Consider the following 25439-nt stretch of genomic DNA (forward strand, 5'->3'; position numbering starts at 1 on the left):
ATAGATTTGGATTTACATCAAGAAAAAGAAGGCCGGGATTATCTCCGCAGCCTTCCTGATTTTCATTTTGAAGCAGTAGATTCTCTCATTTTCATCGTTGCCGGTACAAGCATTTTTAAAGGGGTATCCCTGTGATTGGTCATCTTATCCGTGAGAAGTGACAAGGCAGCTTTCGCCATTTCCTCAGCAGAAACATGAAGAGTTGTCAGGGACGGGGCAAAATAGTGGGCTTCCGGCACATCATAAAAGCTGACAATCGACACCTCTTCCGGTATTCTTTTGCCCTCTTCTCTCAGAGCCGTGATGGCGGCAAGCGACATGACGCTGCTTTGAACAATATAGGCATTGGCCAGACTGCCGCTCTGAGATGCCTCTTTCATAATCCGGTAACCTTCTGTTCCGTGCGGATCTGTCAAATACAAATGCTCCTCAGAGAGCAGGCCTGCTTTCATAAGCTCATCCTTTAAGGTCTCTCCCCAGTTCGGCGCACCGATGTAGCCGATTTTTTCATGCCCCATCTCCTTCAGATGGGAAATAACCAGTTCAGTCATTTGATGCAGGTCAATGCTGACAACATCACCTTCAGCCCCTCCGTCCCAGTCAGTTAAAACAACTGACTGGCGGGACACTTTCTCAATAGCCTCACTGTCGCCATCTTGTACCCTGCCAATCACAAGAACTCCGTCTACATCTGCCATTCTCTTACTGTCAGATATATTTTCTCTGCGGATTATCTCACGAATATGTATGCCTTGCTTTAGACAATAAACTTCCGCATACTTTCGCAGCGCTGCAAAGAAAGGATTTTCAAGTTCATCAGATGAATCATCTAAAACAGCCAGGGCAATGGAGTACTCTTTTTCAGCAGGTTTTGAGGAAAGCTTGGGAACTCTATACTGAAGAGATTCAGCAGCCTGCATGATTCTCGTTCTGCTGATCTCAGATACGTTTGATTCATACTCATGCAGCACGTCTTCTGCTTCCTGCCGGGAAACGCCGGCAAGCTTTGCAATTTCATTTAACCGATTCATGTAAGCACCTCTTCCACTGTTCATACGGATTAATACCCAATTCCATCAAATATGAAAACCCTCTTTCTGCATGAAAGAGGGTGCTTACTTATCCGTTAAATGCTTTTGTCTGATCGATTAAATCAAAATCAAAAAGATTTGTTGCATTTTTATCACTCGTAATCACATTGAAGTCTCCTGTATTCAAACCGCCCGCTCCGAAAAAGACTTTGTCCGTGTGCTTTGGCGATAAAGCAAAAACATCTCCCACGCTGACAGCCCCGCTGCTTCTTACCCCGTGAATTAAAATCGGCCCCACAAATGCCGGCATGACATCTCCACCTTTACTGTATATAACTCTTATCTGCCTATGCCAATGTATGCAGGGATAATTTGTATTGACACCCGGGGGCTAAATGAGCGATTCCGCTTTTCGTTATTCTCGAGGTCTGTTTTCATCCTCTTTCGGCACGGTACTCGCCGTCTCCCGTTTGTACCGGTTTCTAAGCTTGATCAGCCTGATGACATTTAAGAGAACGGCTTTCAAAACAGCATAGGTCGGAACCGCAAGAATCATTCCCAGTATGCCGCCAAAGCTTCCTGCGCCGATCAGCAGAAGAATGATCGTAAGCGGATGTGTATTCAGCCTCTTTCCAATGATCAGCGGAGAAAGAACGTTGCCGTCGATTTGCTGAACCACTGTCACAACGACAGCAGCAAGCAGCGCTTTTGTCGGAGAATCAAGCAGCGCAATGATCACTGCAGGGGCAGCGCCAATAAACGGCCCGAGATATGGAATAATGTTGGCAATCGCTACAACGATTCCAAGAATGAGCGCATAGTCAAGTCCAATCAGCGTATAGCCGATAAAACATCCCGTTCCGACAAACAGAGAAACAAGGACCTGTCCTTGTATGTATGCTGCAAGTGTGTCGTATAGATCTTCAAAAATCTTCATTCCTTCGCGTCTGTATGCAGCCGGAAGGACTTTAACAGCAGTCACCGGAAACTTATGTCCGTCCTTCAGCATATAAAACAAAATAAACGGGACGGTAATCACAGTAAGTGTGATATTTGTGACAACCCCAAGCACCTTCGAAACGGATGAAGTAATACTCTCAGGGAGCGATGTTGTTAAATTGCCGAGCGATTTCTCTACTTTAGAAATGGTCTCTTCAATAGAGACATACTCCTGAGTCATGATCCACGTGAACCACCTGGATTCAGAAAGATTCATGATAAACTGCCGGAATTCAATCATATACCGGGGGAAATTTTTAAATAAATCCGTGATCTGCTGAGAGACAACCGGTCCTGCAGTCGACATGACCAGCATGATGAGCCCGATAAACATGAGGTACAGGATCAGAATCGCAAGGCCCCGGGGCACTTTGTTTTTCTCAAGCAGCCTGACAACCGGACTGAAAATAAAAAAGAGAAAGCCCGCAATCAAAATGGGGAAAAACAGCGTAGATGCAAAAATAATCAGCGGCTGAAACAAAAAGGAAACCTTTGTACTTACATAAATGATCAGCAGCAGCAATAATATTTCGATGGTCCAGAAATGAACCTTTGACCTGTTCAGTTTGCATCCTCCTTTTACTCATAAAAAGACCCTGGTTGATTCAAACGTACTACGTGATGTACTGGGTGTCAAATTAAGATTTATGAAGATTATGCGTCAGAATTAGTTTAATTAAATAGGCTGTGTTTGTTTAGGAGCTGGAAGATTGGAAAGATTGAGAGAAGCTGGGGAATAACGCCATAAATGAGCGTTTATCTCAGGTAAAAGTGGCGCCACTACCGCGAATGACGCCACAAATGGGGATTCATCAACGGCAAAAGTGTCGCCACTACCGCGAGTGACGCCACAAATGAGGATTCATCAATGGCAAAAGTGGCGCCACTACTGAGAGTGACGCCACTTTTGAGCGGTCACCACAGGCATAAGTGGCGGCACTACTGCGAATGGCGCCACAAATGAGCGTTCATCACAGTCAAAAATGTCGGCACTACCGCGAATGGCGCCAAAATTGAGCGGTCACCACAGGCAAAAGTGGCCCCACTACCGCGAATGACACCACAAATGGGGATTCATCAACGGCAAAAGTGGCGCCACTACCGCGAATGACGCCACAAATGAGCGTTCATGACAGGTAAAAGTGGCGGCACTCTCACGAATGTCGCCACTTTTGAGTGTTCATCACATCCAAAAGGTATAACAATGCCACCCAAAAGCCCTTTAAACAGGAAAAATCCGAACTAATTGAATCTTAGTTCGGATTTTCAATGGCTGTATTAGCTCTCTTTTGCGATTAGTTCTTCTTCTTCTGCTTCTTCAAGCTTAAAAATTTCAATGACACGGATCAAGTGGCCATCCATTTCTTTTGTGAAGAATTCATAGCCATCAAGGATGATGCTTTCACCCTGTTTAATATCGATATTCTCAGTGAGCATCCAGCCGCCGATTGTATCAACATCGGCATCATCAATTTCAAGGCCAAGAAGATTATTAACTTCATAAATGAGAACTTTGCCGTCAAGAAGGTAATGTCCCTCGCCTTTTTTCTGCACTTCAGGCACTTCATCCTGGTCAAATTCATCACGGATTTCACCAACGATTTCTTCAATGATGTCCTCAACCGTTACAAGGCCTGCCGTTCCGCCGTATTCATCGACAAGGATTGCCATATGAACACGTTCTTTCTGCATCTTTATAAGCAAATCATGAATCGGAATCGACTCAATGACCTGAATGACAGGACGGATATATTTCTCAATTGTGCTTTTCTTCCGTTCCTCTTCAGAAAGTGAAAAAATATCGGTAAAGATCTCCTTAAGGTTAATCATGCCAAGGACGTGATCTTTGTCTCCGTTAACGACCGGATAACGAGTGTACTTTTCCATACTCATCGTCTCCAGGTTTTCTTGGAACGATTTTTCTACTGAAGCAGCTACAATTTCTGTACGTGGCACCATAATTTCTTTTGCGACACGATCGTCAAATTCGAAAATTTTATTCATATACTTCAGTTCAGATTGATTAATTTCCCCGCTCTCATAACTTTCGGAAAGAATAATGCGCAGTTCTTCCTCAGTATGGGCAAGCTCATGCTCAGAAGCAGGCTTTAATCCAAAGAGTCCCGTAATGACACGCGCTGATCCGTTCAATACCCAGATAAACGGGAACATAATACGGTAAAACCAGATTAAAGGAGTTGCAAACAGCAATGTAACAGCTTCAGCTTTCTGAATAGCTACTGTTTTAGGAGCAAGTTCTCCGATTACAACGTGAAGAAACGTAACAGAAGCAAAAGCAATACCAAATGTCAGAACGTGCGAGAGTGACTCGTTAATGCTGAAATTATCAAAAACAGGTCTCAAAAGACGTTCTACCGTAGGTTCACCAAGCCACCCAAGTCCTAAAGCAGTAACCGTAATACCAAGCTGACAGGCTGAAAGGTACTCATCGAGATGTGTCGTTACCTTTTTGGCAGCAACTGCCCCTTTTTTGCCTTCTGCAATCAATTGATCCAATCGTGAACTGCGAATTTTAACAATCGCAAATTCTGATGCAACGAAAAAAGCTGTTAAAGCAATTAAAATCGCCACGAATATCAAGTTAACTATGTCCAAAACACCCTTATCCCCCCGGTGGAGAATAAGGAGTCACCTCCTAAAATAGTAAGTTCATGCATGTTCAGCCGAATTCTATAAATGTTAATGAAGCAAAACCATTAAAGACTGTATGAGTGCCATTCTCTGCGGAGATATACGGCTCGCGATCATCTCCTGGTTTTCACCGTTTAATTTATCAAATATCGGCTTTAATTCTTTTATTTCATGGTCCAGCTGCTTCATGTGAGAAGCAAGAATTTCAGCTTGTTTCAAAAGCTTATCTTCTTCATTTGTCTGGCTTCGTTTCAGCTCCAGTCTATCTTTAATATCCTGAAGGCACATATTGAAGAGCTTGCATTCTTCAATGAAGTGAATATCATCCAGCGCCTGTTCCGAATAGAGGCGATAATTAGACCCAGACGTACGGTCCGCATGGAGCAGTCCAATTTGAGTGTAGTAATCTATCGTTCTCTTAGAAACATTTGCAAGCTTTGCTACCTCGCCTATTCGATACAATGCCCCATCTTATCACCCCAATCTAAATAGTTACATCTATTATACTTTTAATCTAAGTGTACAGTCAAACGTTCTGGTTTACCCGAAAAGCGGAATCGCCCGTTTAGCCCTGACAGGCAGAAAAGAAATCACCGGAAAAGTCCGGGTTTGACTTTTTCGGGGATTTTGTTCTGACGGAAGGACTGGAAGGCGGAGCTGGACACCGCGAAATGAGTAATCACCCGCAATCCCTTTAAAAATTCACTCATTTCCATTACACTTATTCTTTATAACCTCAAAAGACAGCGGTGAACTCATGAAAGATACTTTACTCGCATGGCTTGAGGAAAGCGGTCCTTTCGCTTTTCTTATCAGCCTTCTTGCCAATACAGCAATCAGCCTCCTGGCATTTGTTCCAAGTGTATTTGTTACGGCGGCAAACCTTTCTTTCTTCGGGCTGATCAATGGACTGATGCTTTCCTTCTCGGGTGAGGTCATTGGTGTCATGGTAAGCTTTTATGTCTACAGGAAAGGTTTCCGCTTCTTAAGTAAGAAAACGTCTGTTCACAGCAGCTCTGTATTAAAAAAGCTATCCGGCCTAACAGAGAAAGACGCTTTTTTTGTCATTCTTTCCCTGCGGATTTTTCCTTTTGTTCCTTCAGGGGCAATCACACTCGCAGCTGCCTGCAGCAGCGTCAGCGCAGGAACGTTTCTGGCAGCAAGTTTTCTCGGAAAAATACCGGCAATCCTGATAGAGGGCTTTGCTGTGCATCAGGTTTTGAATGCAGGATGGCGCGTTCAGCTCTTTCTTGTAACTTGCTCTCTGCTGATCCTCGCCGGAATATGGATGAAGAAAAGAATAAACGACTAGAGAAAAGCTGCGGATGACCCCTGCAGCTTTTGTTATTTATGGAAAATAAAAAAGGCCCTAGAAGGACCAAATCTTAATCAGGCATAATCGTAACGATTTGCTGGATGCGGATAAAGAACGTCGAATCTCCCGCCTGAAGCACGATATGATCAGGCTTTACATCTTTCAGCACGCCGCGGGTGCTGTCTCTGACCGTTTGGATGACAAGGGTTTTTCCGATCACGCTTTGAAGGGTCTGGAAAACATAAGGATCCACTATTGTAATCATTTGCGGTACTTGTGATTGGTTTTGCATCGTGTCACATCCTCTTCTGAAGTTCACTGACACTATATGAAGGCATTTACCTATTTAATACAAAAAGCTGCCCGCGAGTAAAAATCCGGACTAGCATGAAAATAGGCTGAATGGCCTTCTTCTTTTTTGAAAACAGCATCCATATATTTGTAAAGGTTTTCATAAAGAAGGAGGAGATGGAACTTGAAAAAGTGGATTTTGCTGTTTGCTGTTTTTCTGCTCATCTTGCCGGGAAGTACATATGCGGGCTCTTTTGGCGGCGATTATACAGGCACGCCTGGCCAATGGTATGTTGGCGATGCACCGTCATCACAAAACACTTCTAAATCACCGGTCGTTTTTGTGCACGGACTAAACAGCTCGTCAAACACGTGGTGGAACGGAAATGATATGTACAGCACTGCGCTCGCAAATGGCTATCAGACAGCCTTTGTTGATTTATATCCCACTAAGAACATGTGGGACAACGGCGCACTTCTTTCACAGAAACTGAGCGAAATCTACCAGTATTTCGGGGGTAAAAAGCTCGTCCTTGTCACACACAGCAAAGGGGGAATTGATGCGCAATCAGCTCTGATTCATTACGGCGCCCATCAATATGTGAGCAATTTAATCACTCTGTCCACCCCGCACTCAGGTTCACAGCTCGCAGATCTTGCCTACAGCAGCTGGGCGGGATGGCTCTCAGGCATACTCGGCAGCAAAAACGATGCTGTCTATTCGCTTCAGACAGGATATATGAGCCAGTTCAGAACACAGACAGATGCACATGCGAACTCAAGGAAAAATCCGATCTACACATTCGGAGGAACGAAATGGGGAAGCTTCGGATCTTCGCTTTACTGGGGAGGACTGTATTTAAGTTCCTATGGAAGCAATGATGGAGCTGTGACGGTACAGTCTTCACGCCTCGGATACGGCAGGGAGATTAAAACCGGCAGCTGGGACCACTATTCTGTAAATAAAGGAAGCTCCACGTTTCTTCTATTTGAACCGTATTTAAGAACGGCAGGAACAGCATCCTTCGCAACCAGCAATAGCGAAGATGTATCTGTTTCAGATGCCTCTTCTGCCTTCTACATTAGAGGCGGCGAGTTCTCTGGAGTCAAGCAGGAGTCATTCTATGCAGAAGACGGTGTAAGGAAAGTAACCGTTGACTGGCTGAGCAGCTCAAAACAAACAAAGCTCTCTCTTCACTCACCTGACGGGAAGAAGGTCATCACATCATTTAAAACAGCGGCAGCTGATGGAATTTTCAGTGGAGCGTATCATCATCAGGCTGTCCTGACGCTGCCTGAAAGCGGAAAATGGCAGCTCACTGCACAGAATCAAGATAAAGAAGCCTATTTATTGCACGTCTCTTACAGCTCAGATAATCATGACGCCATTTCCATGCAGCCGCTCTCAAAGCAAAACCAGAAAATTTCTTTTAAAATAAATTCGGCAAAGGCTCTAAAAGAAACGGAAGCAACTATTACCATTGATCAATATAAAAATAAAACGAAAATCCGTTCACAAAAACTAACGAAAACAAAACAGCAAACTTCAGCAGGAATTCATTTAGCGCAGGAAGGTCTCTATAACATTACAGTAGAAGCTCGAGGGAAAACACAAAAAGGAGAAATCATTGAACGGACTTTTATTAAATCGGTGTATGTTGACGCTGACGGGAAATGGTTTGTTCAGTAACCAGCTGAAATCCACCAGTTTCATTGGTGGATTTTTTTCTGCTGAAGAAGACAGCAGGATAAATACACATTAAACGGATTCTTTTAATGAAGAATTCGGCAGCCGGTCTATTTTTTCATCCAGCTTTTGAATGGTCTTCAAAGCTGTCACTTCATTTATTTTACGGTAGTGATGCCCTCCGCCGGGCTCTTCATCCATTTCATCCGCTAATCTGACAACTTTCTGAAGGGTGCTTTGGTTCAATGAACCTTCAGGAAGATACGAGTCTGTATGCAGCAGGATCGCAAGGGCAATCTCTTTTGCCGACTGGGGATTTTCTCCCAGGCGAATCAACAATTTATGGGCGCGCTCTGCCCCTTTAATGGCATGAATATCGTTTTCTTTATACTTTTCATAATCCCATTCTCCGTCGGTATACCATTCATAATGTCCAATATCATGGAGAAGGGCTGCTTTCGTCGCTAAATCAGGATTCACCCCGTATTTCACCGCTAATTTATATGCATGACAGGTTACTGCAATTGCATGCGCTAAGCCTGAACGCTGCAGATATTTTTGAGCAATCGGATGGGAATAAACCTCTGTCAATGTGACATTTCGCATGTAATCTCCTCCCTGAAAAATAATGAAAATAACGGAACCGTTAAAAATATTTCTATATACATTATCATATTACTCATGCAGCCGCAACAATCCTGTTACATTGCATAACATAATCTTCCTGTTCCTGATAGATTTAGGCAAACTCTTCGTGTAGAATTACACTAAAAGATGAGCTGAGGAGGATCTATGAAAAAACATGAACTGATTTCCGCACTATCAGGCAAAATTCTTTCCATCCGAACAGAAAGCGGCTATACACAAGAAGAAATGGCTGAAGTGCTCGGCCTATCTAAAAAAACACTTGTGCAAATTGAAAAAGGACGGCAGGAGGCATCCTGGGCGACAATCGTCGTTCTCTGCACCCTTTTCAGAGACAATGCCGCACTTCATTCCGCAATTGGCGGGGATCCTCTGGATGTTGTTCAGCTGGTTGCCCACCAGAAAATTCATTCCCGCAAAGAAAAGACGATGGGAGGAAAAGTATGGTGGAGAGATATTGCAAGCAGCAGCAAGTATAAACTGCAGCAAAATATCATCAGTTTTCACTATAGAATCATTGACCATGATGATTACCGCTGGTTTTCCTCTTTCGATAAAGATGAATTGGACAAAAAATGGACCGAATTGACGGATGAATATCCCGGAAAAGCGCGCCAATAAGTACAAGGCCGGCGTTTTATTAAGTATATGCGGCTAAAAACATTTTGGCATAGAAATAATCACTATTTTTAAAGAAAAAAGAGGGTTGCCAAAAAGCATCCCTCTTTTCATTTAACGGGCAGACCGGCTGTCCAGCACCTGCTTCATTTTTTCATTATGCTCTTTCATGTGCTGGAGCCTTGTACCGAGCAGTTCTTTTATTTTTGCCCCATCATTGCTTCTGACGGCAGCCTCCCATTGTTTGCGGGCTTGAGCTCTTTTCACTCTGAATTGTTCTCTTTTCGCTTTGAACGAATTTATTTTTTCCTTCATTTGCGCTTCTGTCATTTCACCGTTCTTTACTTTCTCTTTCATCTCAGCGATTTCTTTTTGCCTTTGAGCTTTGAAGTGATGATGTCTCTTGTATAGGCCCTGCTTTCCCATCCTATCGATTAATTGCTTTCTTTCACTTAGTACAGCCTCCCACTCTTTCTTTGTTTCGGGAGAGTATTTATCCGCAAGCTCCAGCAGCTGCTGATCCCATTTGTCTCTTTCTGCAATCCAATCTTCCTTTTCGTGATGACGGCTTTCTGCCTTCTCTGCTTGAACATTTGGCGCTGCTGACAAGAGCAGTCCTGCGGCCAAAAAAGTAAACAGCCACTTTCTTTTTCCCATGGTTTATCACTCCTTTTTGCTGATTAGTCTTATCTTGTCCGGCAGAAGGAAAACCATTAGAAATAAATTGTGTGAAATCATGTGAAAATATGACGGCCTGCAAGAAGACGATATAAAAAAAGCACTCAATGAATGAGTGCTGAAGCTTCTTATAGAAATTCTTTTATATCATAAATCCTGCCGTTTTCAGGCTCTTCTTCTAGAAGATTCAGGAGGACGCCTGCAACAAAATCCGCTGACCTGAGCTTTCCTGTTTCATGATACTCCTGAAACCTTGCCACATCCGCAAAATCCTCAGGCTTTGTGCTTCGAATATTCCCCTGCATCTCTGTATCCATGATGCCCGGCGAGAAGGAAAGAACGGTAATTGGATGATTCTCCTGCTTCTGTTCAAGACCGAAAGATTTTGTAAACATGTCCAGGCCAGCTTTTGAGCTGGAGTAGGCATTCCATCCGAACAATGAATAATTCGCTGCACCGGAAGATATGTTTACAACTGTTTTTTTCACGGGAAGATCTTTTGTTTTCGCTGCGAAAGCATGGCTTAGAACCATCGGAGCTGTTAAATTAAGCTGAATGTGTGCTTCAATTTCAGATGCTTCCGCTTTACCTACCGGCTTCATTGGATGAACCGTTCCCGCATTGTTGATAAGCGTCAGCTGTTCGGCATCATTCCAATTGATTTTTTCAAATACTTCCGTGATCGCCGCTTCGGTTTGATGAGCATTTGACAGATCGCATGGAACGAATTGAAGAACAGCGTCTTTTTCAAATGCAAGCTGTCTCAGGGAATGGTTCTCTGAACGCGAAAGGTAAATAATATGATGGCCCGGTGCAAGAAGCTGTTTGGCAATTGCTTCCCCGAGTCCTCTTGAAGCTCCTGTAATAATCGTAGTGTTCATTTTACCGCTCCTTTCTTTCTCCTTACATTCTATCAAAAAACTGCCGGGAACACCTCCCGGCAGCATGGGTCTTATTTCTTCAGTTCGTTTACAACTTCTTCTCCTACAGCTTCTTTTCCGCCAAGGATCGTGAAGTCATTTGCTTTCAATGCTTCAATTGCATTTTTGGTTGCAGATGGAACAGCTGTTTTCTTCACTAACAGCATAGAAGCTTCATGTTTTGAAGCAAGTACAGAGCCTGTAAGAGCATCTGCAAAAGTTGTGCCGGTTGCAATGAACACTTTGTTTGAAGGGTTCAGTTTCTTGGCAATTTCAGCTGCTGTCGCGTAGCGGTCTTTCCCTGCAACACGCTCAGCATTTTTCAGCTTCTTGAATACTTTTTCAGAAACTGCATTCTCTCCGCCGGCAACAATGACACTGTCGATTCCTTTTAATGCTTTAGTAGATGCTGCTGGAAGATTCTCAGCATCTGTCAAAAGAATTGGATACTTCATTTTCGCTGCGTAAGACGAAACAGCCAGTGCATCTGGGAAGTTTCTTCCGTTAACAACTACCGCTTTTTCTGGGTCTCCGCCAAGATTCGCTGCAATGTTGGCAGCTGTGTCAAAGCGGTTTTTCCCGCCAATGCGCTGTACTTTTTCAACGTTTTCAATACCTTGCAGCTGGTTTTTAACGTAATTGCTGATTGCTTCTTTACCGCCGAGAATGATGACTTTTTCAGCTCCTAGACGCTTAATCTCAGCTTTTGCTGCAGCATTCAGTCCATCTTTTTGCGTTAATAGAATTGGTGCATCAAACTTTTTGGCAAGCGGTGCTCCAGCTAGTGCATCAGGGAAAGAATCTCCGCGTGCAATTACAACTGTTTTCGCTGTTTCCCAGCCCTTTTTCGAGATTTCAACAGCCGTTTTGTAACGGTCTTTGCCTTCAATGCGCGTTACCGGAGTTTCTTTTACTTCTTCTGCCTGAACAATTCTTCCTTCTACTTTAGGAGATACAGGATTGTTCTTAGCAAGGTAAGAAGTGAATACTTCATAATCCACTACAAACAGCTCAGTCATACGGCCGTCATCTTTTGCTTTTTTGAACATTGTGTAGCCGTCTCCGCCGTCAGCTGTAAATGCATTTGTAGCCACGCGGTAGGTCTTGGCCGGATCAATTGCTTCAAAACCATTATCTGTTTTTGCTTCTGCAAACCAGACTCTGTCTCCAACCGGCTTGTTGATATCGTATTTGAAGTTCAGGCCTGAAACTTGAAGGAATCGTCCTTCTCCTGTTTCTACTCCGCTGACGCTGTGCTCAAGTGCATCAAGCAGTTCCTGTCCTGTCAAATCAAGTGTTACAAGATTATTTCCAAAAGGAAGAACGGTAAGAACTTCACCGAGGGTAATTTCACCTTCATTGATTGAATCACGGACACCGCCGCCGTTTTGAAGGGCGATATGAGTCTTAATAGATTCATTTGCTTTAGCAGCCATGCCGTCAGCAATCAGGTTTCCAAGGTTTGTTTCTTTCGTGCGGACATCAGCGCGAAGTCCGTTAAGGGCAACTGATGTATTTCCAACCACTTCATTCTTAATTTCTTCAAGAGGTGCTTTGTATTCCTGCACTTTTGCCTCAGCTTGTGCATCTTTTTCATAGTTTGCAAGTGTTTCTAAATATCCGTTATGACCTGTCACTACACCTTCATTGTTGAAGGTTACATCAAGCATTCCAAGGAAGTTCAGGTATTCACCAGCCTGTACGATAACTGTCGGCTCTTCTTTTTCGATTAAAACAGGAGCTTCAAGCTTCGTGTGGGAGTGACCGCCGACAATTACGTCAATTCCGTCCACTTCCTCAGCAAGTTTAAGGTCTGGTGCATATCCCAAGTGAGAAAGAACAACAATTTTATTTACGCCTTTTTCTTTCAGTCTGCTGATTGTTTCATTGGATTTTTGAACAACGTCTTCAAATACAACATTTTCTCCAGGACTTGCAAGGAAAGCTGTATCCGGAGTTGTTAATCCGTAAATCCCTACTTTTTCTCCGCCGATTTCTTTGATGATGGCAGGATAGATGTTTCCGCCTTCACCAGGTGACGCCACTTCATCTTTGAAAAGAGGTCCAAGATCTGCATCATCTTTAACGTTGACGTTAGATGAAACCATTGGGAATTCCATTTCTTTAATAAAGTTTGCGAGCGTTTTTGAGTCTTTGTCAAATTCATGGTTTCCAAGTGTCATCGCATCAAAGTTCAGCTGATTCATAAAGTGAAGATCCGCTAAACCAAGGTATTGACGGAAATACAATGTACCTGAGAAAACATCTCCCGCATCAACAAGAAGGCTGTTGTCCTTTTCTCCGCGGAACTTGTTCACAGCTGTGAACAGCTGAGGATATTTCTCTACATGAGCATGTGTATCGTTCGTGTGCATGATGGAAAGATTGTATTCATCTTTCGTTTCTGCTTTTAAATCAAATTGTCCTACATATGCATCATGGTCGCTTGCACGGCCGTGCTCTTCCATATATGGAGAATTGAAGTTCACAATGTCAAATTCAGCTTTTGAAGCTAAGCGGTTTGACACGAGCATGTGATCAAGAACCTGTGCATTTCCTTGATAAGAGTACGTATAGCGCTCAGATAAAGGAAGTGTTTCTACAAGGTTTGTAAGCTCAGTACCCTTTAATGTCTGAAGAGGAGCTGAGAATTCAAAGTCGTTCAAGTCACCTGTTACGATGACATTTGCTTTTTCGTTTTCAGCATGAATATCAGCTACAAACTCGTTGACAATTTTGGCAATTTCCATGCGCTGTGCTTCACTGCCAAGAACCGGTGGCTGCTTTTTGCCGAATAACGGCTCGTCTCCGCCTTTAGAGTTGAAGTGATTATTGATGACAACAACATCTTCGCCTTTAAAAGTAAATTCTGCAGCAAGCGGCTTGCGGCTGTCTGCAAACGCAGGATCCTGCGGGGCAATGCGGCCTGGGTTAAGAGTCAGAGAACCGTTTTCATATGCAGCTGCTTCTGTTGCCGTGCCTTTTGTTCCTTCTTTCAGTGTTACTCTCTCAGGGTTGTAAAGGAATCCTACACGGATGTTTCCGCCAGGAACTCCGCCGTCTTTTTTATCTTCAGGAGCGATTTCCGTCCATGCATAAGCCGGACCCCCGAAGCCTTTTACAGCATCGCTTAATGCTTTATAGTTTGCATCTGCTTTAACCGTGCCGTCATCTGCCGTTCCGCTTTCATCAAGTACTTCTACAAGTCCGATGATGTCCGGAGACTTCAGGTTTTCAACAATCGATTCAGAAAGCTTGTCGCGTTTTTCAGCATCTGAAGCTGCAAAGTTTTCAATGTTGTAGCCTGCAACCGTCAACTTGTCTTCAGCCTTTTCAATTGTTGTTACTTCAGGTGTAAATTCACGCTCATTTAAAGCTGGAAGATTTGCTTCTTTTACTAGGATTTTAAAGTTGCTGAACCCGTAGCTGACAACGCCTGTTACCGTGCCGTCGAACTTATCTCCCGCTTTTGCAACATAATTGCGGTTATCAAGAAGCAGAAACATTCTTTCAGGGTTTTGGTTTTCTTTTGTAAGAAGAGGTGCTCCCTCTTTCGTATATGCTTTTCCTTCTGTTTTGCCTGTGACAACTGTAACTTCACCATATTTTTGAGGGCCTGTCACTGTTGGGCTTTCAAGAGAAACGCGCATGCCTTCAAGGCTTTCGTAAAAATCGATTCCGTCTTCTTGAGGATCAAATGTACCAAACTGGTCGTTATCGATGACTTCAGTAGGAGGGATGGCATCTTTGCCGATCACAACTGCAGCAGGGAGAGCCTGTCCGTTTGATTTCACTGTTACATTGCCGTTTTGGGCATTGATTTCTGTCATCGCAAGGTCAGTCTGGAGTTTCTCGGCGTAGCCGTCAAGCACCCATTCCTTCACTTGGCCGTCTACAGAAACCAGGTCGCCTTCTTTAACACCGTGGGACGGCTTGTAAACAAGAACTGCCTCTGATGTATTGGCATTGTCATCCGGAGATGCATCCTGCATGAAGAAGTTGCTTGCATCCTGAACGTGAGTGACAATTCCTTCAACTGCTTTTACATTTTGAGTGTCATAAGGAGATTTATGGCCTGCGCCCTGAATATCATGAATGCGGAGTCCTTCAACGCCTTCAAATGGCTTTGGCTCTTCAGGAGTTTCACCGTCAAATTCCATGGCTGTAGGGTTTTTGAGGCCTGGTTTTGAAAAATAGGCTTCAAGTGTGCCTGTGACAATCACTTTTTTTCCTGCATTTGCAGGGTTTGTCATTAATCCAAATTTGCTTCGGAAAGTTGATGGAAGCTGGACAGGAAGAATTTTCGATAGATCTGTTTCGCTTGCACTGTCAGCAATCGCAAAGTTTGTATCAGCAGAAAACGGTGCTTCAAAATCAACATTTGTACCGCTGACTGTATATCCTACAATGTATCCTTCGACTGTTCCGCTGCCGGAATTATTCGCGATGGCTTCTGCAACAGTCATATTGCCTTCTGCCTGCGCCGGTGCGCCAAACGGCACCATCAGCGAAACAAGCAAAGCAAAAATCGTCGTCAGAGCGATCAGCTGTTTTTTCATGATCTTCAAACTGGTTCCCCCTCAAAATGAATAAAATAATGAAATAAGCGTATGTAACCTCGGCCGGCTTATTTTAACCACAATAATGTAAGCGTTTACTTACATAGACATGTTTAATAAGCAACTAAATGTTAACCCATTGGAATTTTTGCCTTCACGCACACCTCCGGTCGAATCATGTAATTTAGCACCCTTATAATATATCACTTTTTTGTCAAATATTAAGGAATTTACAGATGATTTGCAAAAAAACTACAATTCATTTACACAATGTAAATAATTTTTACCTGTTTTTTTCAAATGAATGAACAAATTGACCTAAAAAAACGCGGACATCAGGGTCCGCGTTTCTCTTCTTAACTGGCTTTCTTGTATTCTGCCATTTTATAGTGATTTTCAAAATAATCATTTGTTTCATTTACGATTACTTTCCATAGTAAGATTAAGGCAATTAAGTTTGGAATCATCATAAGCGCATTCGCCATGTCAGCAAATGCCCATACAACAGTAAGCTGTGCGACAGCACCGTACCCGCAGGCAAAAATGTAGATCAGCCTGTAGCCAAGAATTCCCTTTGTGCCCACCAGGTACTCAAAGCATTTTTCACCGTAGACATACCAGCCAACGATCGTTGAGAATCCAAAGAATATAACGGAGAATGCCACGATATATTCACCGATTGCCCCAAGAGCAGATGCAAAAGCCGCTGATGTCAGCGCTCCCCCGTCAAGCGCAGCATTGTGTTCCACGCCTGAAATCAAACCGCCTGTAGGATCCCAGAAACCTGTAATGACAAGTACCAGACCAGTCATTGTACAAACAATGATTGTTACGATAAATGTACCGGTCATTGCCACAAGCGCCTGTTTAACCGGATGATCTGCTTTAGCATTTCCGGCAATCAATGCGGCAGTCCCAAGACCTGCTTCGTTTGAGAAAATTCCTCTTGAAACTCCGCTTCGAATCGCTTCAACCACTGCAACCCCGACAAATCCGCCGGCAGCGGCAACAGGATTAAACGCATAGTGGAAAATGGTTCCGAAAGCAGGAAGGATCTGATCGTAATTCACGGCAAGAATCATCAGTGCTCCTCCAATGTACAGAAAAGCCATGATTGGAACAAAGAAACTAGCAACTGTACTGATTCTTTGAATACCGCCGAAAATAATCAGGCTTGTCAGAACGGCAAGAACAATACCTGTTGTCAGCCCGCCAATTCCAAAGCTGTCATCCATGACCTGTGCAATCGTATTGGATTGCACGCTGTTTCCGATACCAAGTGCAGCGAATGCTCCGAAAAGGGCAAACGCAAGCGCAAGAAATTTCCACTTTTTCCCCAGACCTTTTTCTACATAATACATCGGTCCGCCGGAATATTCTCCGTTCTCATTTTTAACCCGGTATTTCATGGCCAGCAGGGCCTCTGAATATTTCGTTGCCATGCCAAGCAGTCCGACAATCCACATCCAGAAAATCGCACCAGGTCCTCCAAGCGTAATCGCTGTTGCAACCCCCGCTATGTTTCCGTTTCCGATTGTGGCAGCAAGTGCCGTCATGAGTGCTTTAAAGTTGCTCACGTCACCTTCAGCACTGTCATCTTCCTGGTGTTTTTTTGAAAAGCCCAGCTGAAACGCATAAATCAGTCTTCTAAACTGCAAACCTTTTAAAATAAATGTTAGAAATAAGCCTGTCCCAAATAATAGAATCAAACTTGGAGTTCCCCAAAGGATCCCGTTAATCTTTGAAAGTATATCCATCATGTGCTGTCACCCCTGTGCTGTGTCATTTTGTTAACGCTTTCACACCATATCACTATAATAAATTTTAAGATACTACTATGTAATTGTTGAATTCCATAAAACAAGTACATCCTTTTTGTTGATTTTTACAAAGGCTAGTTACATAATATCCATAAGGGTCCCCGTTGTCAAAATTAAAAAAGTACCAATTTTTTTCGCTTAAAATAAACCCTTCAGAAAGATAAGATAGAATAATATTTCATTGTAATATTTATAAACGTAAAAAGCAGGTGATTTTCAGATGAACCGTTCAATAGATCCTTTTCACCACCATTCAGACAGACTTGAAGATGTAGCAGACCGCATCAGTGAGGTTCTGCAGTGTCCGATTACTATAGAAGATGTGAACCACAGGCTTTTAGCCTATAGTACACATGATGACTGCACAGACCAGGCCCGGATTTCCACCATTATAGGCAGACGGGTTCCGGAGAAGGTCATCAACAGCCTCTGGAAGGACGGCACGATCCCTATGCTCCTCCAGACAGATGACCCAATCCGTGTTAAAAACATTGATGAAGTAGGACTCGGGAACCGGATTGCCATTTCCATCTGGAAAAACGAAGAAGTGCTTGGCTTTATTTGGGCCCTTGAAATTGATAAAAAGCTTACGGACGAAGAACTCGGACTCTTAAAAAAGGCAGCCCAGGTTGTAAAAGGGAAGCTGCTGAATTTCCATAACCGCACATCCAAAAAAGAAGAAAGAAACCAGGAATTTTTCTGGAAGCTGCTGACTGGGCATATTCAGCAAAAAGAGGAGATCCTTAATGGCTTTCATGAAATTGGCGTCACGCCTCCTTCCCAGCATTCTGTCGTTCTTTTCCGCTTCAGCGAGGAGATCAAAGAGCCGACTGAAAAACAGATCAACTATCTGCTGCAGACGACACAGCAAGTACACGTGCTGCTTTCTACTCTTGATCAGAACGAGCTGATTGTCTTGCTTTCGCCAAAAAGCGATCAGCCCCTCTATGACATCAAGCAGTTTGTCGACTGGACCATTCTTCAGCTGAAAGAACGGTTTAAAATTGACCGTGTGAAAGCAGCAATCGGAAGCATTTACCGCGAAATTGATCAAATTGAACTCAGCTACAAAGAGGCTCTTTCTGTCCAAAACATAAAAAAGCGGTTTACTGAAGAAACAGACGGCTTGAACAGTTTTTCAGAGCTTGGCATCTATCAGTATTTAGATCTGCTTCATGAAAAACAGCAAAAAGAAGGGTTTGTTCACTATTCACTGAGAAGGCTGAAGGAATATGATCAGGTTCATCACACGGATCTGGTTGAGACGCTTGAAACTTATTTAGATAAAGACAGCAATGTGAATGAAGCTGCAAAAGCCTTGAATGTTCATGTCAATACACTTGGCTACAGAATGAAGCGGATCTCTCAAATCGCAGAGCTTGATCTGCGGAATCCAAATCAGAAAATCACGATTTATCTCAGCCTGAAGCTCGATAAAATGAATTTGTGAAATTTCACAAATGATCCGAAATCCTTTCTCTTTTTTAAACAAACAAATGTGTGAGAAAACGCTTTATACTGATGTCAGGAAATCAACACATTTGAGAGAAAAGCCAGTTTAAGGCTTCTTCAAAAGGAGGAAGGATTTCAATGATTATTGGAGTTCCCGGAGAAATTAAAAACAACGAAAACCGAGTAGCGTTAACTCCTGGCGGGGTTACACAATTTGCAGCTGCTGGACATAAAGTGATTGTACAAAAGGACGCTGGAATTGGAAGCGGTTTCACTAATGAAGATTATGCTGCTGCCGGTGCAGTCATTGCAGAAGACGTGAAAGACGTCTGGGCTGCTGAAATGGTGATGAAAGTAAAAGAGCCTCTGCCATCTGAATACGGCTTCTTCCGCGAAGGACTAATTCTTTTCACATACTTGCATTTAGCTGCTGAGCCTGCTCTTGCAGAAGCGCTTAAAAACAAAGGGGTTACTGCTATTGCGTACGAAACGGTGTCTGCCGGACGCACATTGCCTCTGCTTACACCAATGAGTGAAGTGGCTGGCCGCATGGCTGCACAAATCGGTGCACAGTTCCTTGAAAAACCTAAAGGCGGAAAAGGCATTCTGCTTGCGGGCGTCCCTGGCGTAAGCCGCGGAAAAGTAACAATCATCGGCGGCGGTGTTGTAGGAACAAACGCTGCGAAAATGGCAATCGGCCTTGGAGCAGACGTAACAATCATCGACCTTAGCGCAGACAGACTGCGTGAACTTGACGACATCTTCGGTAACCAGATCAAAACCTTGATGTCAAACCCTGTGAACATCGCAAACGCAGTTGCAGAAGCTGATCTATTAATCTGCGCGGTGCTGATTCCGGGTGCAAAAGCTCCTACTCTAGTATCTGAAGCGATGGTTCAATCCATGAAACCAGGCTCAGTCATCGTTGACGTTGCCATCGACCAGGGCGGTATCGTAGAAACTGTTGACCACATTACAACTCATGACAATCCAACATACGTTAAACACGGTGTTGTGCACTATGCAGTTGCCAACATGCCAGGAGCTGTTCCAAGAACATCTACGCTCGCTCTTACAAACGTAACCGTGCCTTACGCCCTGCAAATTGCAAACAAAGGCGTCAACAAAGCGATTGCCGAAAACGCAGCTTTGAAAGCCGGCGTAAACGCAGCAAAAGGCGACATCACGTATGAAGCCGTAGCACGCGACCTTGGCTACACTTATGTGCCAGTTGATGTAGCTCTTGATAAAGAGATTGCGGTTAATTGATAAAGATGAAACCGGCCTTTTAGGCCGGTTTTTTTGGGTTCTATGAATTCGGCAATACATTAGTATCCTGTATTTTTGGTGTCTGTTTTTATAGGGATGCATTTTCTCTTTTTGATACCCGATATTTCCGCACCCCTTTTATATAGGGCAGCATTTTCGGGTTTTGATAACCCATATTTCTCGCATCCATTTTTATAGGGATTCATTCTCCCATTTTAGTACCCCATATTTCCGCATCCCATTTTTATAAGGATGCATCTTCTGTTTTTGATACCCCATATTTCCGCATCCCGTTTTTATAGGGCAGCATTTTCGGGTTTTGATAACCCATATTTCCGGCATCCATTTTTACAAGGATTCATTCTTCCATTTTAGTACCCATATTTCCGCATCCCATTTTTATAAGGATGCATTCTCTCTTTTTGATACCCCATGTTTATGCATCCCGTTTTTATAAGGATGCATTTTCTTTTTTGCATTAAAAAACGACCCGCTTCTAACACGAGTCGTCCACCGCTTATTTTTCTCCTGCAATATCACAGCCGTCATCGCCGCATACATCGCCTTCTCCGCCCGAAAGGTCCTGCAGCTTTGAAGCAGCCTGTTCTTCTGCCCACACCTTTGCAAGGGCGCCTGAGAAGGTTTCTGTTCGCTGTGCACCTGAAATCGCATACTTATTGTTGATGATAAAATACGGGACCCCGCTGATGCCGTACTGGCGCGCAGCCGCTTCATCTCCGCGGACTTCACCGCCAAAAGCATCTTTATCGCTCAAAATTTCAAGAACTTTCTCCCGCTCCATACCTGATGCTTCGGCGAGATCTGCGAGCACTCCGTGGTCGGAAATGTCTTTTGAGTCCGTGAAGTAAGCTTGGAGCAGCTTCTCTGATATCATTTTCTCTTTGCCTTCTGAAGCAGCGTACTTTGCCAGGCGGTGGGCGTCAAACGTGTTTGACGGCTTCATATTGTCAAACCGGAAATCAAGACCGGCACTTTTTGCCTGAAGGGCAACATTGGCGCTTGCCTCTTTTGCCTGTTCAACCGTCATCCCGTACTTGGCAGCAAGCTGTTCATGAATCGTCTGCTCCGTTTTCAGCGGAGTATTCGGATCAAGTTCGAATGCTTTAAACTCGACATCCACGTGTTCTTTATGCGGAAAAGACTCAAGTGCCTCTTCCAGCCTTCTTTTCCCTATATAGCAGAATGGGCAGACGTAGTCAGACCAAATCTCAATTTTCATCACAGCACCTCATTTCAAAGATAGTTCTATCGTAGCATAATCATCATAAAAGAGCAGAACTGAAGCATTGACTTTCATCTCCCATTGGATATCATACCCAAACTGTCCGGAAACATGGTATGGTGAAGAATGAAAGGGGTGCAAAAGATGAATAAAAAAATGCTCCTGCCTTATTTGGCAGCAATCCTGAATGCCTCAATCGTGGGGCTGACCTTCCTGTTTACAAAGCTTGCGCTCGAGGATGCCTCCCCGTCCGATACGCTGTCCTACCGTTTCACCCTTGGTTTTATCGTTCTTATTCTGATCAAGATTATTTTTAAAGTGAAGCTTTCGGCAATCAAAAGCAAAAAAGCCCTTGGCTATTTATTGCTTCTTGCCCTGTTTTACCCAACTATGTTTTTTAGTTTTCAGGCTTTTGGCCTTCTTTATACCACATCTGCTGAAGGCGGTATTCTGATGGCGTTTGCTCCAATTTTGACTGCTCTTCTTGCTGCTTTATTTTTAAAAGAACGAACAAACCTCGTGCAGGTGCTGTTTATTTTCATGTCCATTGCCGGGGTTGTCTCCATTTTTTATATGAAAGGCGCGAGCATTCAAACGGGCAGCTATCTCGGCTATCTGCTGCTTTTTATAGCCTGTCTTTCCATTGCAGGCTATACGGTGCTGGCAAGGTTTCTTTCAGTCTCTTATTCTCCCCTGCAGCTGAGCTTTATTATGGTTACGTTCGGCTTTGTCTTTTTTAATGCCTATGCCATTATTCAGCATGCCGCAGCGGGTGATTTGATGACTTATACATCCCTATGGACAAATGTTCCGTTCTTGCTCTATACATGCTTTTTAGGGGTTTTTGCTACTCTTTTGACCTCTTTTCTGTCTAACTATATTCTTTCAAAGCTGCCTGCTTCTCAAATGAGTGTATTTGCAAATCTGTCTACTGTTATTTCCATTGCAGCCGGGGCAATTGTGCTGAACGAAACGATTTATCTTTACCATTGGATTGGCGCTTTTCTCATTATTGCAGGAGTAATCGGCACGAATGCCACTAAAAAAACAGGATCAAAAAGCCGCAGCCTTTAATCCTGTTTTTCCGGAAGGGTAACATGAACCACGGTTCCCTGCCCTTCCTCACTTTCAAACTGAATGTCTCCCTGATGCTCTTCCCTGATAATCTTATAGCAGACTGTCAGCCCGAGCCCTGTGCCCTTCTCCTTGGTTGTATAAAAAGGTTCCCCAAGCTTTTCGAGCCGTGCTCTGCTTAAACCGGTTCCATCGTCTGCTATTGAAATTTGAATCCGTCCGTCAGGAAGTCTTTTAACAGATGCGGCGACTGTGCCTCCGTCCGGTATGGATTCGATTGCATTTTTAATCAGATTAATAAACACTTGTTTTAAATGATTTTTGTAGCCTTGTATCCAGAAAGGTTCAGAAGCCGCAAGCTTAAAGCGGATATCCCTTGTTTCCGCACTGCCTGTCATGAGCGTCATGACATCTTCAATCACCGTTTTCATTTCAACAGAACTCATCGTCTGCATTTGCGGCTTTGCAATCAGCAGCAGCTCTCCGACTACTTCGTTGATTCTGTCGATCTCTTCTGACATGACCCTCAAGTGATCCCGTCTCGCACGAAGACTTTCATCCTCTTGAAGAATCTGGACGAACCCTTTAATAGAAGTCAGGGGATTGCGGATTTCATGGGCAATGCTTGCTGCAAGTTCTCCTACAACACTCATCTTTTCTGACTTTAAAATCAGTTCTGCTTCCAGCTTCTTTTGCGTAACATCGTTCCCTATGCAGAGTATGTACGTTTCGCCTTCCAGCCTCACCGGTATTTTCGTGACTTCGATCCATCTTGTGCCTCCGGTCGAGTCAATTGCAAGCTCAGGCTCTGCCCATTTTTCGGTTTCCCATGATAGAATGCGAAGCTCCTCATCCCGGATTTTTTTTATTTGATCCGGCTGGTCATTTAAATCGGAATCTTCTTTTCCAATCAAATCACTTACTTCCCTGCCGTAAAGCTCAGACATCGCTTTATTTGCCAAAACAAACTTCAATTGCTGATTTTTCACATAAATATAGCTTGGATTCAAATCCATCACTTTTATTAGAAAGTCTTTCTGATCGTTCAGATTCCGGTTCATCCTCTGAATCCGCCTAGAATGCATGACAAAATACGCCATAAAAATGATCAGCGTCGAGAGAACTGAACCAAAACTTGATAAAAATAAGGGAAGAGCATGATAGCCCGCAAGCACCCCATTTATGAAAACAAACAAGATCGACGTGCAGAAAAAGATGCTGAAGAAACGCACGTCTCTGTCAGCAAGCTGCATCGAAACTCTGATCAGCAGGAGAATGGTGAAAAAAACGGCCGCAATGTTCAGGTAATACGTCCAGTTCAATCCTCCGAACACAGGATAGTAGTGGTCAGGGAAAAAATCATCCTGAATCATTCTCATGCCTGAGATTCCATAAGACGTAAGATTAACAGTAAAAACAAGGGTGCTCCAAAGCATAAAAATACGGAACGTTTTTATGTTAACGATCCTGAACCAGTTTTTTTCAGAAACAAAGTTCTCGTCTTTTAAAAGCAGGTACATGTAATAAAAAACCACCGGCAGGATAAAAATGGAGCCAAAGCGCCCTATTTTAAATAACCATTCGGCTGTTCCGGCTGAAAACAAATCCGTTCCGTACAGGACCGCAACATCTATCTGCCAGATAAACAGCATCATTAAAAAGGATACAATCGCCTTTGAGAGAATGGTTTTTTCATTTATATAAATGATCATCCCAAGAAGCATCGGGATGAGGGACACGAGTCCAAGAATTGTGAAATACATACTGGCGTTCACTCCGGTTTAATTGTGTAAGCATCCTCATTATAGACGATAATCTGCCGGTGCGCGCATTCAATTTATTTTAAGAAAACAAAAAGCACCTGCAGCAGGTGCTTTTTCAGTCCCATGTAAACCTTTCCTCTTTCCATGGATCTCCGTACATGTGATACCCGTTCTTCTCCCAAAATCCAGGGTGATTGTGCTCTGTAAACTGAATAGCGCGCAGCCACTTGGCGCTTTTCCAAAAATACAGGTGAGGAAAAACGGCCCTGAACGGATATCCGTGCTCTGGCGTAAGCGGTTCTCCGTTGTGGGAGTGGGCAAGCAGACTCGATTCTTTCAGAAAGTCTTCAATTGGGAGGTTTGTTGTCCATCCTTCTTCTGCATGAAGGATACAGTATTTCGCGTTCTCAAGCAGGCCGCAGGCTTTAACAAGTTCACCCATCCGGATTCCTTTCCAGACATTATCAAGCTTTGACCAGCCCGTTACGCAGTGAATATCGTTTCCCTGTTCTGACTGAGGCAAGCTCATGAGCTCTTTATATGTAAACTGCTTCGGCTGTTTGACCAGTCCGAAAATCTGAAGATCCCATTTGCTGATGTCCTCATAATACGGTACATTCCCTGCATGCAGGACAGGAAATGTTGTTGTAACATGCTGATTTGGCGGCACTCTGTCCGGGTCGCCTTTCGATCTTGCCTTGCCAAAATACACCGGGAGACCTCCTTTGTTAACCTTTTAAAAATGAAGTTGACATATTTATGCGTTTTCAGTTACTCTTTAATGGAACATACATAGCATCTATGGGGGATGAGAACATGAAAACAAAATTAAAAGCTTATGATCTGGCGCTTGTCGGGATGTTTGCAGCGCTGATGGCAATCGGCGCAAACCTTACTTCCTTTTTGACTGTGGGAACCGTGCCATTATCGATGCAGCCCTTTTTCTGTATTTTAGCAGGTTTGCTCCTCGGCAGCAGGCTTGGCGCATTATCTATGATTGTCTATGCACTTATTGGCATTTCAGGTGCACCTGTATTTGCCCAGTTCAGCGGCGGCATCGGCGTGATTTTCGGCAGCACAGGCGGTTTTATTCTCTCCTATATTGCGGCGGCATATGCAGCGGGGAAAATTGTTGAAGCAAGCAAAAAACCTGGATTGGGTGTATTCTTTTTATCATCGTTTGCAGGCATCGTACTTATTTATCTAATCGGAACAACCTATATGTATGCAGCTCTTAACTACTGGCTTAATGTGGATATGAGCTATGCAGGAGCATGGGCGGTCATGACATGGTTCATGATCAAAGACGTCATTTTCACGGCAATCGGAGCGCTCATTGCACCAAGAATTTATCATGCTGTTCATAGAGGAGCAAAGACTGGGAGACACCGTGCAGCGTAATGTTTGATTATGAGTCATTGTA

The 25439-nt window shown here is 43.6% G+C and carries 21 protein-coding genes; 7 read left to right on the forward strand and 14 right to left on the reverse strand.

The features are described 5' to 3' along the window. Positions 1–62 precede the first annotated feature (62 nt). From ACK1LH_RS17435 to ACK1LH_RS17455, 5 genes are all read right to left on the reverse strand, one after another. A complete protein-coding gene (locus ACK1LH_RS17435; RefSeq protein ID WP_411333753.1) occupies positions 63–1031 on the reverse strand; it encodes a LacI family DNA-binding transcriptional regulator in 969 nt (322 codons plus the stop codon). Between the two features lie 88 nt (positions 1032–1119). After that, complete coding sequence (locus ACK1LH_RS17440) at positions 1120–1341, reverse strand: spore germination protein (RefSeq protein WP_029284075.1); 222 nt, start codon at positions 1339–1341, stop codon at positions 1120–1122. Between the two features lie 105 nt (positions 1342–1446). Further along, positions 1447–2595: an AI-2E family transporter gene (locus tag ACK1LH_RS17445; RefSeq protein ID WP_029566639.1), complete on the reverse strand. Its 1149-nt coding sequence runs from the start codon at positions 2593–2595 to the stop codon at positions 1447–1449. A gap of 713 nt (positions 2596–3308) precedes the next feature. Continuing rightward, complete coding sequence (locus ACK1LH_RS17450; RefSeq protein ID WP_029284079.1) at positions 3309–4646, reverse strand: hemolysin family protein; 1338 nt, start codon at positions 4644–4646, stop codon at positions 3309–3311. Between the two features lie 84 nt (positions 4647–4730). Further along, the gene (locus ACK1LH_RS17455) at positions 4731–5144 is read right to left on the reverse strand and encodes a MerR family transcriptional regulator (RefSeq protein ID WP_029284081.1); all 414 of its coding nucleotides are present in this window, start codon (positions 5142–5144) and stop codon (positions 4731–4733) included. Positions 5145–5439: 295 nt separating this feature from the next. Between ACK1LH_RS17455 and ACK1LH_RS17460 the strand changes: the two genes are divergently transcribed. Then, positions 5440–5994, forward strand: a complete 555-nt coding sequence (locus ACK1LH_RS17460; protein ID WP_411333755.1) for a TVP38/TMEM64 family protein — start codon at positions 5440–5442, stop codon at positions 5992–5994. A gap of 73 nt (positions 5995–6067) precedes the next feature. Here ACK1LH_RS17460 and ACK1LH_RS17465 read toward each other — a convergent pair whose 3' ends face one another. Continuing rightward, complete coding sequence (locus tag ACK1LH_RS17465) at positions 6068–6289, reverse strand: YuzF family protein (RefSeq protein ID WP_029284087.1); 222 nt, start codon at positions 6287–6289, stop codon at positions 6068–6070. A 183-nt stretch (positions 6290–6472) separates the two neighbouring features. Between ACK1LH_RS17465 and ACK1LH_RS17470 the strand changes: the two genes are divergently transcribed. Then, entirely contained in the window at positions 6473–7978 is a 1506-nt protein-coding gene (locus ACK1LH_RS17470; RefSeq protein ID WP_411333757.1) for an esterase/lipase family protein, read from the forward strand. Between the two features lie 69 nt (positions 7979–8047). Here ACK1LH_RS17470 and ACK1LH_RS17475 read toward each other — a convergent pair whose 3' ends face one another. Then, complete coding sequence (locus tag ACK1LH_RS17475) at positions 8048–8581, reverse strand: HD domain-containing protein (RefSeq protein WP_029284091.1); 534 nt, start codon at positions 8579–8581, stop codon at positions 8048–8050. 186 nt (positions 8582–8767) lie between these two features. Here ACK1LH_RS17475 and ACK1LH_RS17480 point away from each other — a divergent pair, with 186 nt between their 5' ends. Further along, positions 8768–9241: a helix-turn-helix domain-containing protein gene (locus ACK1LH_RS17480; RefSeq protein WP_029566641.1), complete on the forward strand. Its 474-nt coding sequence runs from the start codon at positions 8768–8770 to the stop codon at positions 9239–9241. Between the two features lie 111 nt (positions 9242–9352). Here the strand turns inward: ACK1LH_RS17480 and ACK1LH_RS17485 are convergent, their stop codons facing one another. From ACK1LH_RS17485 to ACK1LH_RS17500, 4 genes are all read right to left on the reverse strand, one after another. Beyond that, the gene (locus tag ACK1LH_RS17485; RefSeq protein ID WP_411333759.1) at positions 9353–9895 is read right to left on the reverse strand and encodes a hypothetical protein; all 543 of its coding nucleotides are present in this window, start codon (positions 9893–9895) and stop codon (positions 9353–9355) included. A 149-nt stretch (positions 9896–10044) separates the two neighbouring features. After that, a complete protein-coding gene (locus tag ACK1LH_RS17490) occupies positions 10045–10797 on the reverse strand; it encodes a (S)-benzoin forming benzil reductase (protein WP_411333760.1) in 753 nt (250 codons plus the stop codon). 71 nt (positions 10798–10868) lie between these two features. Continuing rightward, positions 10869–15395: a cell wall-binding repeat-containing protein gene (locus tag ACK1LH_RS17495; RefSeq protein WP_411335117.1), complete on the reverse strand. Its 4527-nt coding sequence runs from the start codon at positions 15393–15395 to the stop codon at positions 10869–10871. 356 nt (positions 15396–15751) lie between these two features. After that, on the reverse strand, positions 15752–17152 hold the full coding sequence (locus tag ACK1LH_RS17500) for an alanine/glycine:cation symporter family protein (RefSeq protein ID WP_411335119.1): 1401 nt from the start codon (positions 17150–17152) through the stop codon (positions 15752–15754). A gap of 283 nt (positions 17153–17435) precedes the next feature. Between ACK1LH_RS17500 and ACK1LH_RS17505 the strand changes: the two genes are divergently transcribed. Then, the gene (locus tag ACK1LH_RS17505) at positions 17436–18665 is read left to right on the forward strand and encodes a PucR family transcriptional regulator (RefSeq protein WP_029284104.1); all 1230 of its coding nucleotides are present in this window, start codon (positions 17436–17438) and stop codon (positions 18663–18665) included. A gap of 140 nt (positions 18666–18805) precedes the next feature. Then, complete coding sequence (gene ald, locus ACK1LH_RS17510; protein WP_029284106.1) at positions 18806–19936, forward strand: alanine dehydrogenase; 1131 nt, start codon at positions 18806–18808, stop codon at positions 19934–19936. Positions 19937–20453: 517 nt separating this feature from the next. On the opposite strand, the gene ACK1LH_RS17515 is transcribed toward ald, so the two are convergent. Then, positions 20454–21176 carry a DsbA family oxidoreductase gene (locus tag ACK1LH_RS17515; protein WP_411333761.1) on the reverse strand — a complete coding sequence of 241 codons (723 nt, stop codon included), beginning with the start codon at positions 21174–21176 and terminating at the stop codon, positions 20454–20456. A 147-nt stretch (positions 21177–21323) separates the two neighbouring features. On the opposite strand from ACK1LH_RS17515, the gene ACK1LH_RS17520 reads away from it, so the two are divergent. After that, entirely contained in the window at positions 21324–22253 is a 930-nt protein-coding gene (locus tag ACK1LH_RS17520) for a DMT family transporter (RefSeq protein ID WP_411333762.1), read from the forward strand. On the opposite strand, the gene ACK1LH_RS17525 is transcribed toward ACK1LH_RS17520, so the two are convergent. Further along, complete coding sequence (locus tag ACK1LH_RS17525) at positions 22250–24016, reverse strand: ATP-binding protein (protein WP_411333763.1); 1767 nt, start codon at positions 24014–24016, stop codon at positions 22250–22252. The genes ACK1LH_RS17520 and ACK1LH_RS17525 overlap by 4 nt on opposite strands. A gap of 115 nt (positions 24017–24131) precedes the next feature. Next, a complete protein-coding gene (locus tag ACK1LH_RS17530; RefSeq protein ID WP_411333765.1) occupies positions 24132–24728 on the reverse strand; it encodes a sulfite oxidase-like oxidoreductase in 597 nt (198 codons plus the stop codon). A 104-nt stretch (positions 24729–24832) separates the two neighbouring features. Between ACK1LH_RS17530 and ACK1LH_RS17535 the strand changes: the two genes are divergently transcribed. Then, the gene (locus ACK1LH_RS17535) at positions 24833–25417 is read left to right on the forward strand and encodes a biotin transporter BioY (protein ID WP_411333766.1); all 585 of its coding nucleotides are present in this window, start codon (positions 24833–24835) and stop codon (positions 25415–25417) included. Positions 25418–25439 lie beyond the last annotated feature (22 nt).

Source organism: Metabacillus indicus (genome assembly GCF_046603695.1).
Lineage (GTDB): Bacteria > Bacillota > Bacilli > Bacillales > Bacillaceae > Bacillus_P > Bacillus_P indicus.

What these genes read in the sequence shown, in the direction of transcription:
- ACK1LH_RS17515 (WP_411333761.1), bottom strand. Translation starts at nt 21,176, where the DNA reads ATGAAAATTGAGATTTGGTCTGACTACGTCTGCCCATTCTGCTATATA.
- ACK1LH_RS17505 (WP_029284104.1), top strand. Translation starts at nt 17,436, where the DNA reads ATGAACCGTTCAATAGATCCTTTTCACCACCATTCAGACAGACTTGAA.
- ald (WP_029284106.1), top strand. Translation starts at nt 18,806, where the DNA reads ATGATTATTGGAGTTCCCGGAGAAATTAAAAACAACGAAAACCGAGTA.
- ACK1LH_RS17475 (WP_029284091.1), bottom strand. Translation starts at nt 8,581, where the DNA reads ATGCGAAATGTCACATTGACAGAGGTTTATTCCCATCCGATTGCTCAA.
- ACK1LH_RS17525 (WP_411333763.1), bottom strand. Translation starts at nt 24,016, where the DNA reads ATGTATTTCACAATTCTTGGACTCGTGTCCCTCATCCCGATGCTTCTT.
- ACK1LH_RS17460 (WP_411333755.1), top strand. Translation starts at nt 5,440, where the DNA reads ATGAAAGATACTTTACTCGCATGGCTTGAGGAAAGCGGTCCTTTCGCT.
- ACK1LH_RS17480 (WP_029566641.1), top strand. Translation starts at nt 8,768, where the DNA reads ATGAAAAAACATGAACTGATTTCCGCACTATCAGGCAAAATTCTTTCC.
- ACK1LH_RS17495 (WP_411335117.1), bottom strand. Translation starts at nt 15,395, where the DNA reads ATGAAAAAACAGCTGATCGCTCTGACGACGATTTTTGCTTTGCTTGTT.
- ACK1LH_RS17490 (WP_411333760.1), bottom strand. Translation starts at nt 10,797, where the DNA reads ATGAACACTACGATTATTACAGGAGCTTCAAGAGGACTCGGGGAAGCA.
- ACK1LH_RS17520 (WP_411333762.1), top strand. Translation starts at nt 21,324, where the DNA reads ATGAATAAAAAAATGCTCCTGCCTTATTTGGCAGCAATCCTGAATGCC.
- ACK1LH_RS17500 (WP_411335119.1), bottom strand. Translation starts at nt 17,152, where the DNA reads ATGGATATACTTTCAAAGATTAACGGGATCCTTTGGGGAACTCCAAGT.
- ACK1LH_RS17535 (WP_411333766.1), top strand. Translation starts at nt 24,833, where the DNA reads ATGAAAACAAAATTAAAAGCTTATGATCTGGCGCTTGTCGGGATGTTT.
- ACK1LH_RS17435 (WP_411333753.1), bottom strand. Translation starts at nt 1,031, where the DNA reads ATGAATCGGTTAAATGAAATTGCAAAGCTTGCCGGCGTTTCCCGGCAG.
- ACK1LH_RS17440 (WP_029284075.1), bottom strand. Translation starts at nt 1,341, where the DNA reads ATGCCGGCATTTGTGGGGCCGATTTTAATTCACGGGGTAAGAAGCAGC.
- ACK1LH_RS17465 (WP_029284087.1), bottom strand. Translation starts at nt 6,289, where the DNA reads ATGCAAAACCAATCACAAGTACCGCAAATGATTACAATAGTGGATCCT.
- ACK1LH_RS17485 (WP_411333759.1), bottom strand. Translation starts at nt 9,895, where the DNA reads ATGGGAAAAAGAAAGTGGCTGTTTACTTTTTTGGCCGCAGGACTGCTC.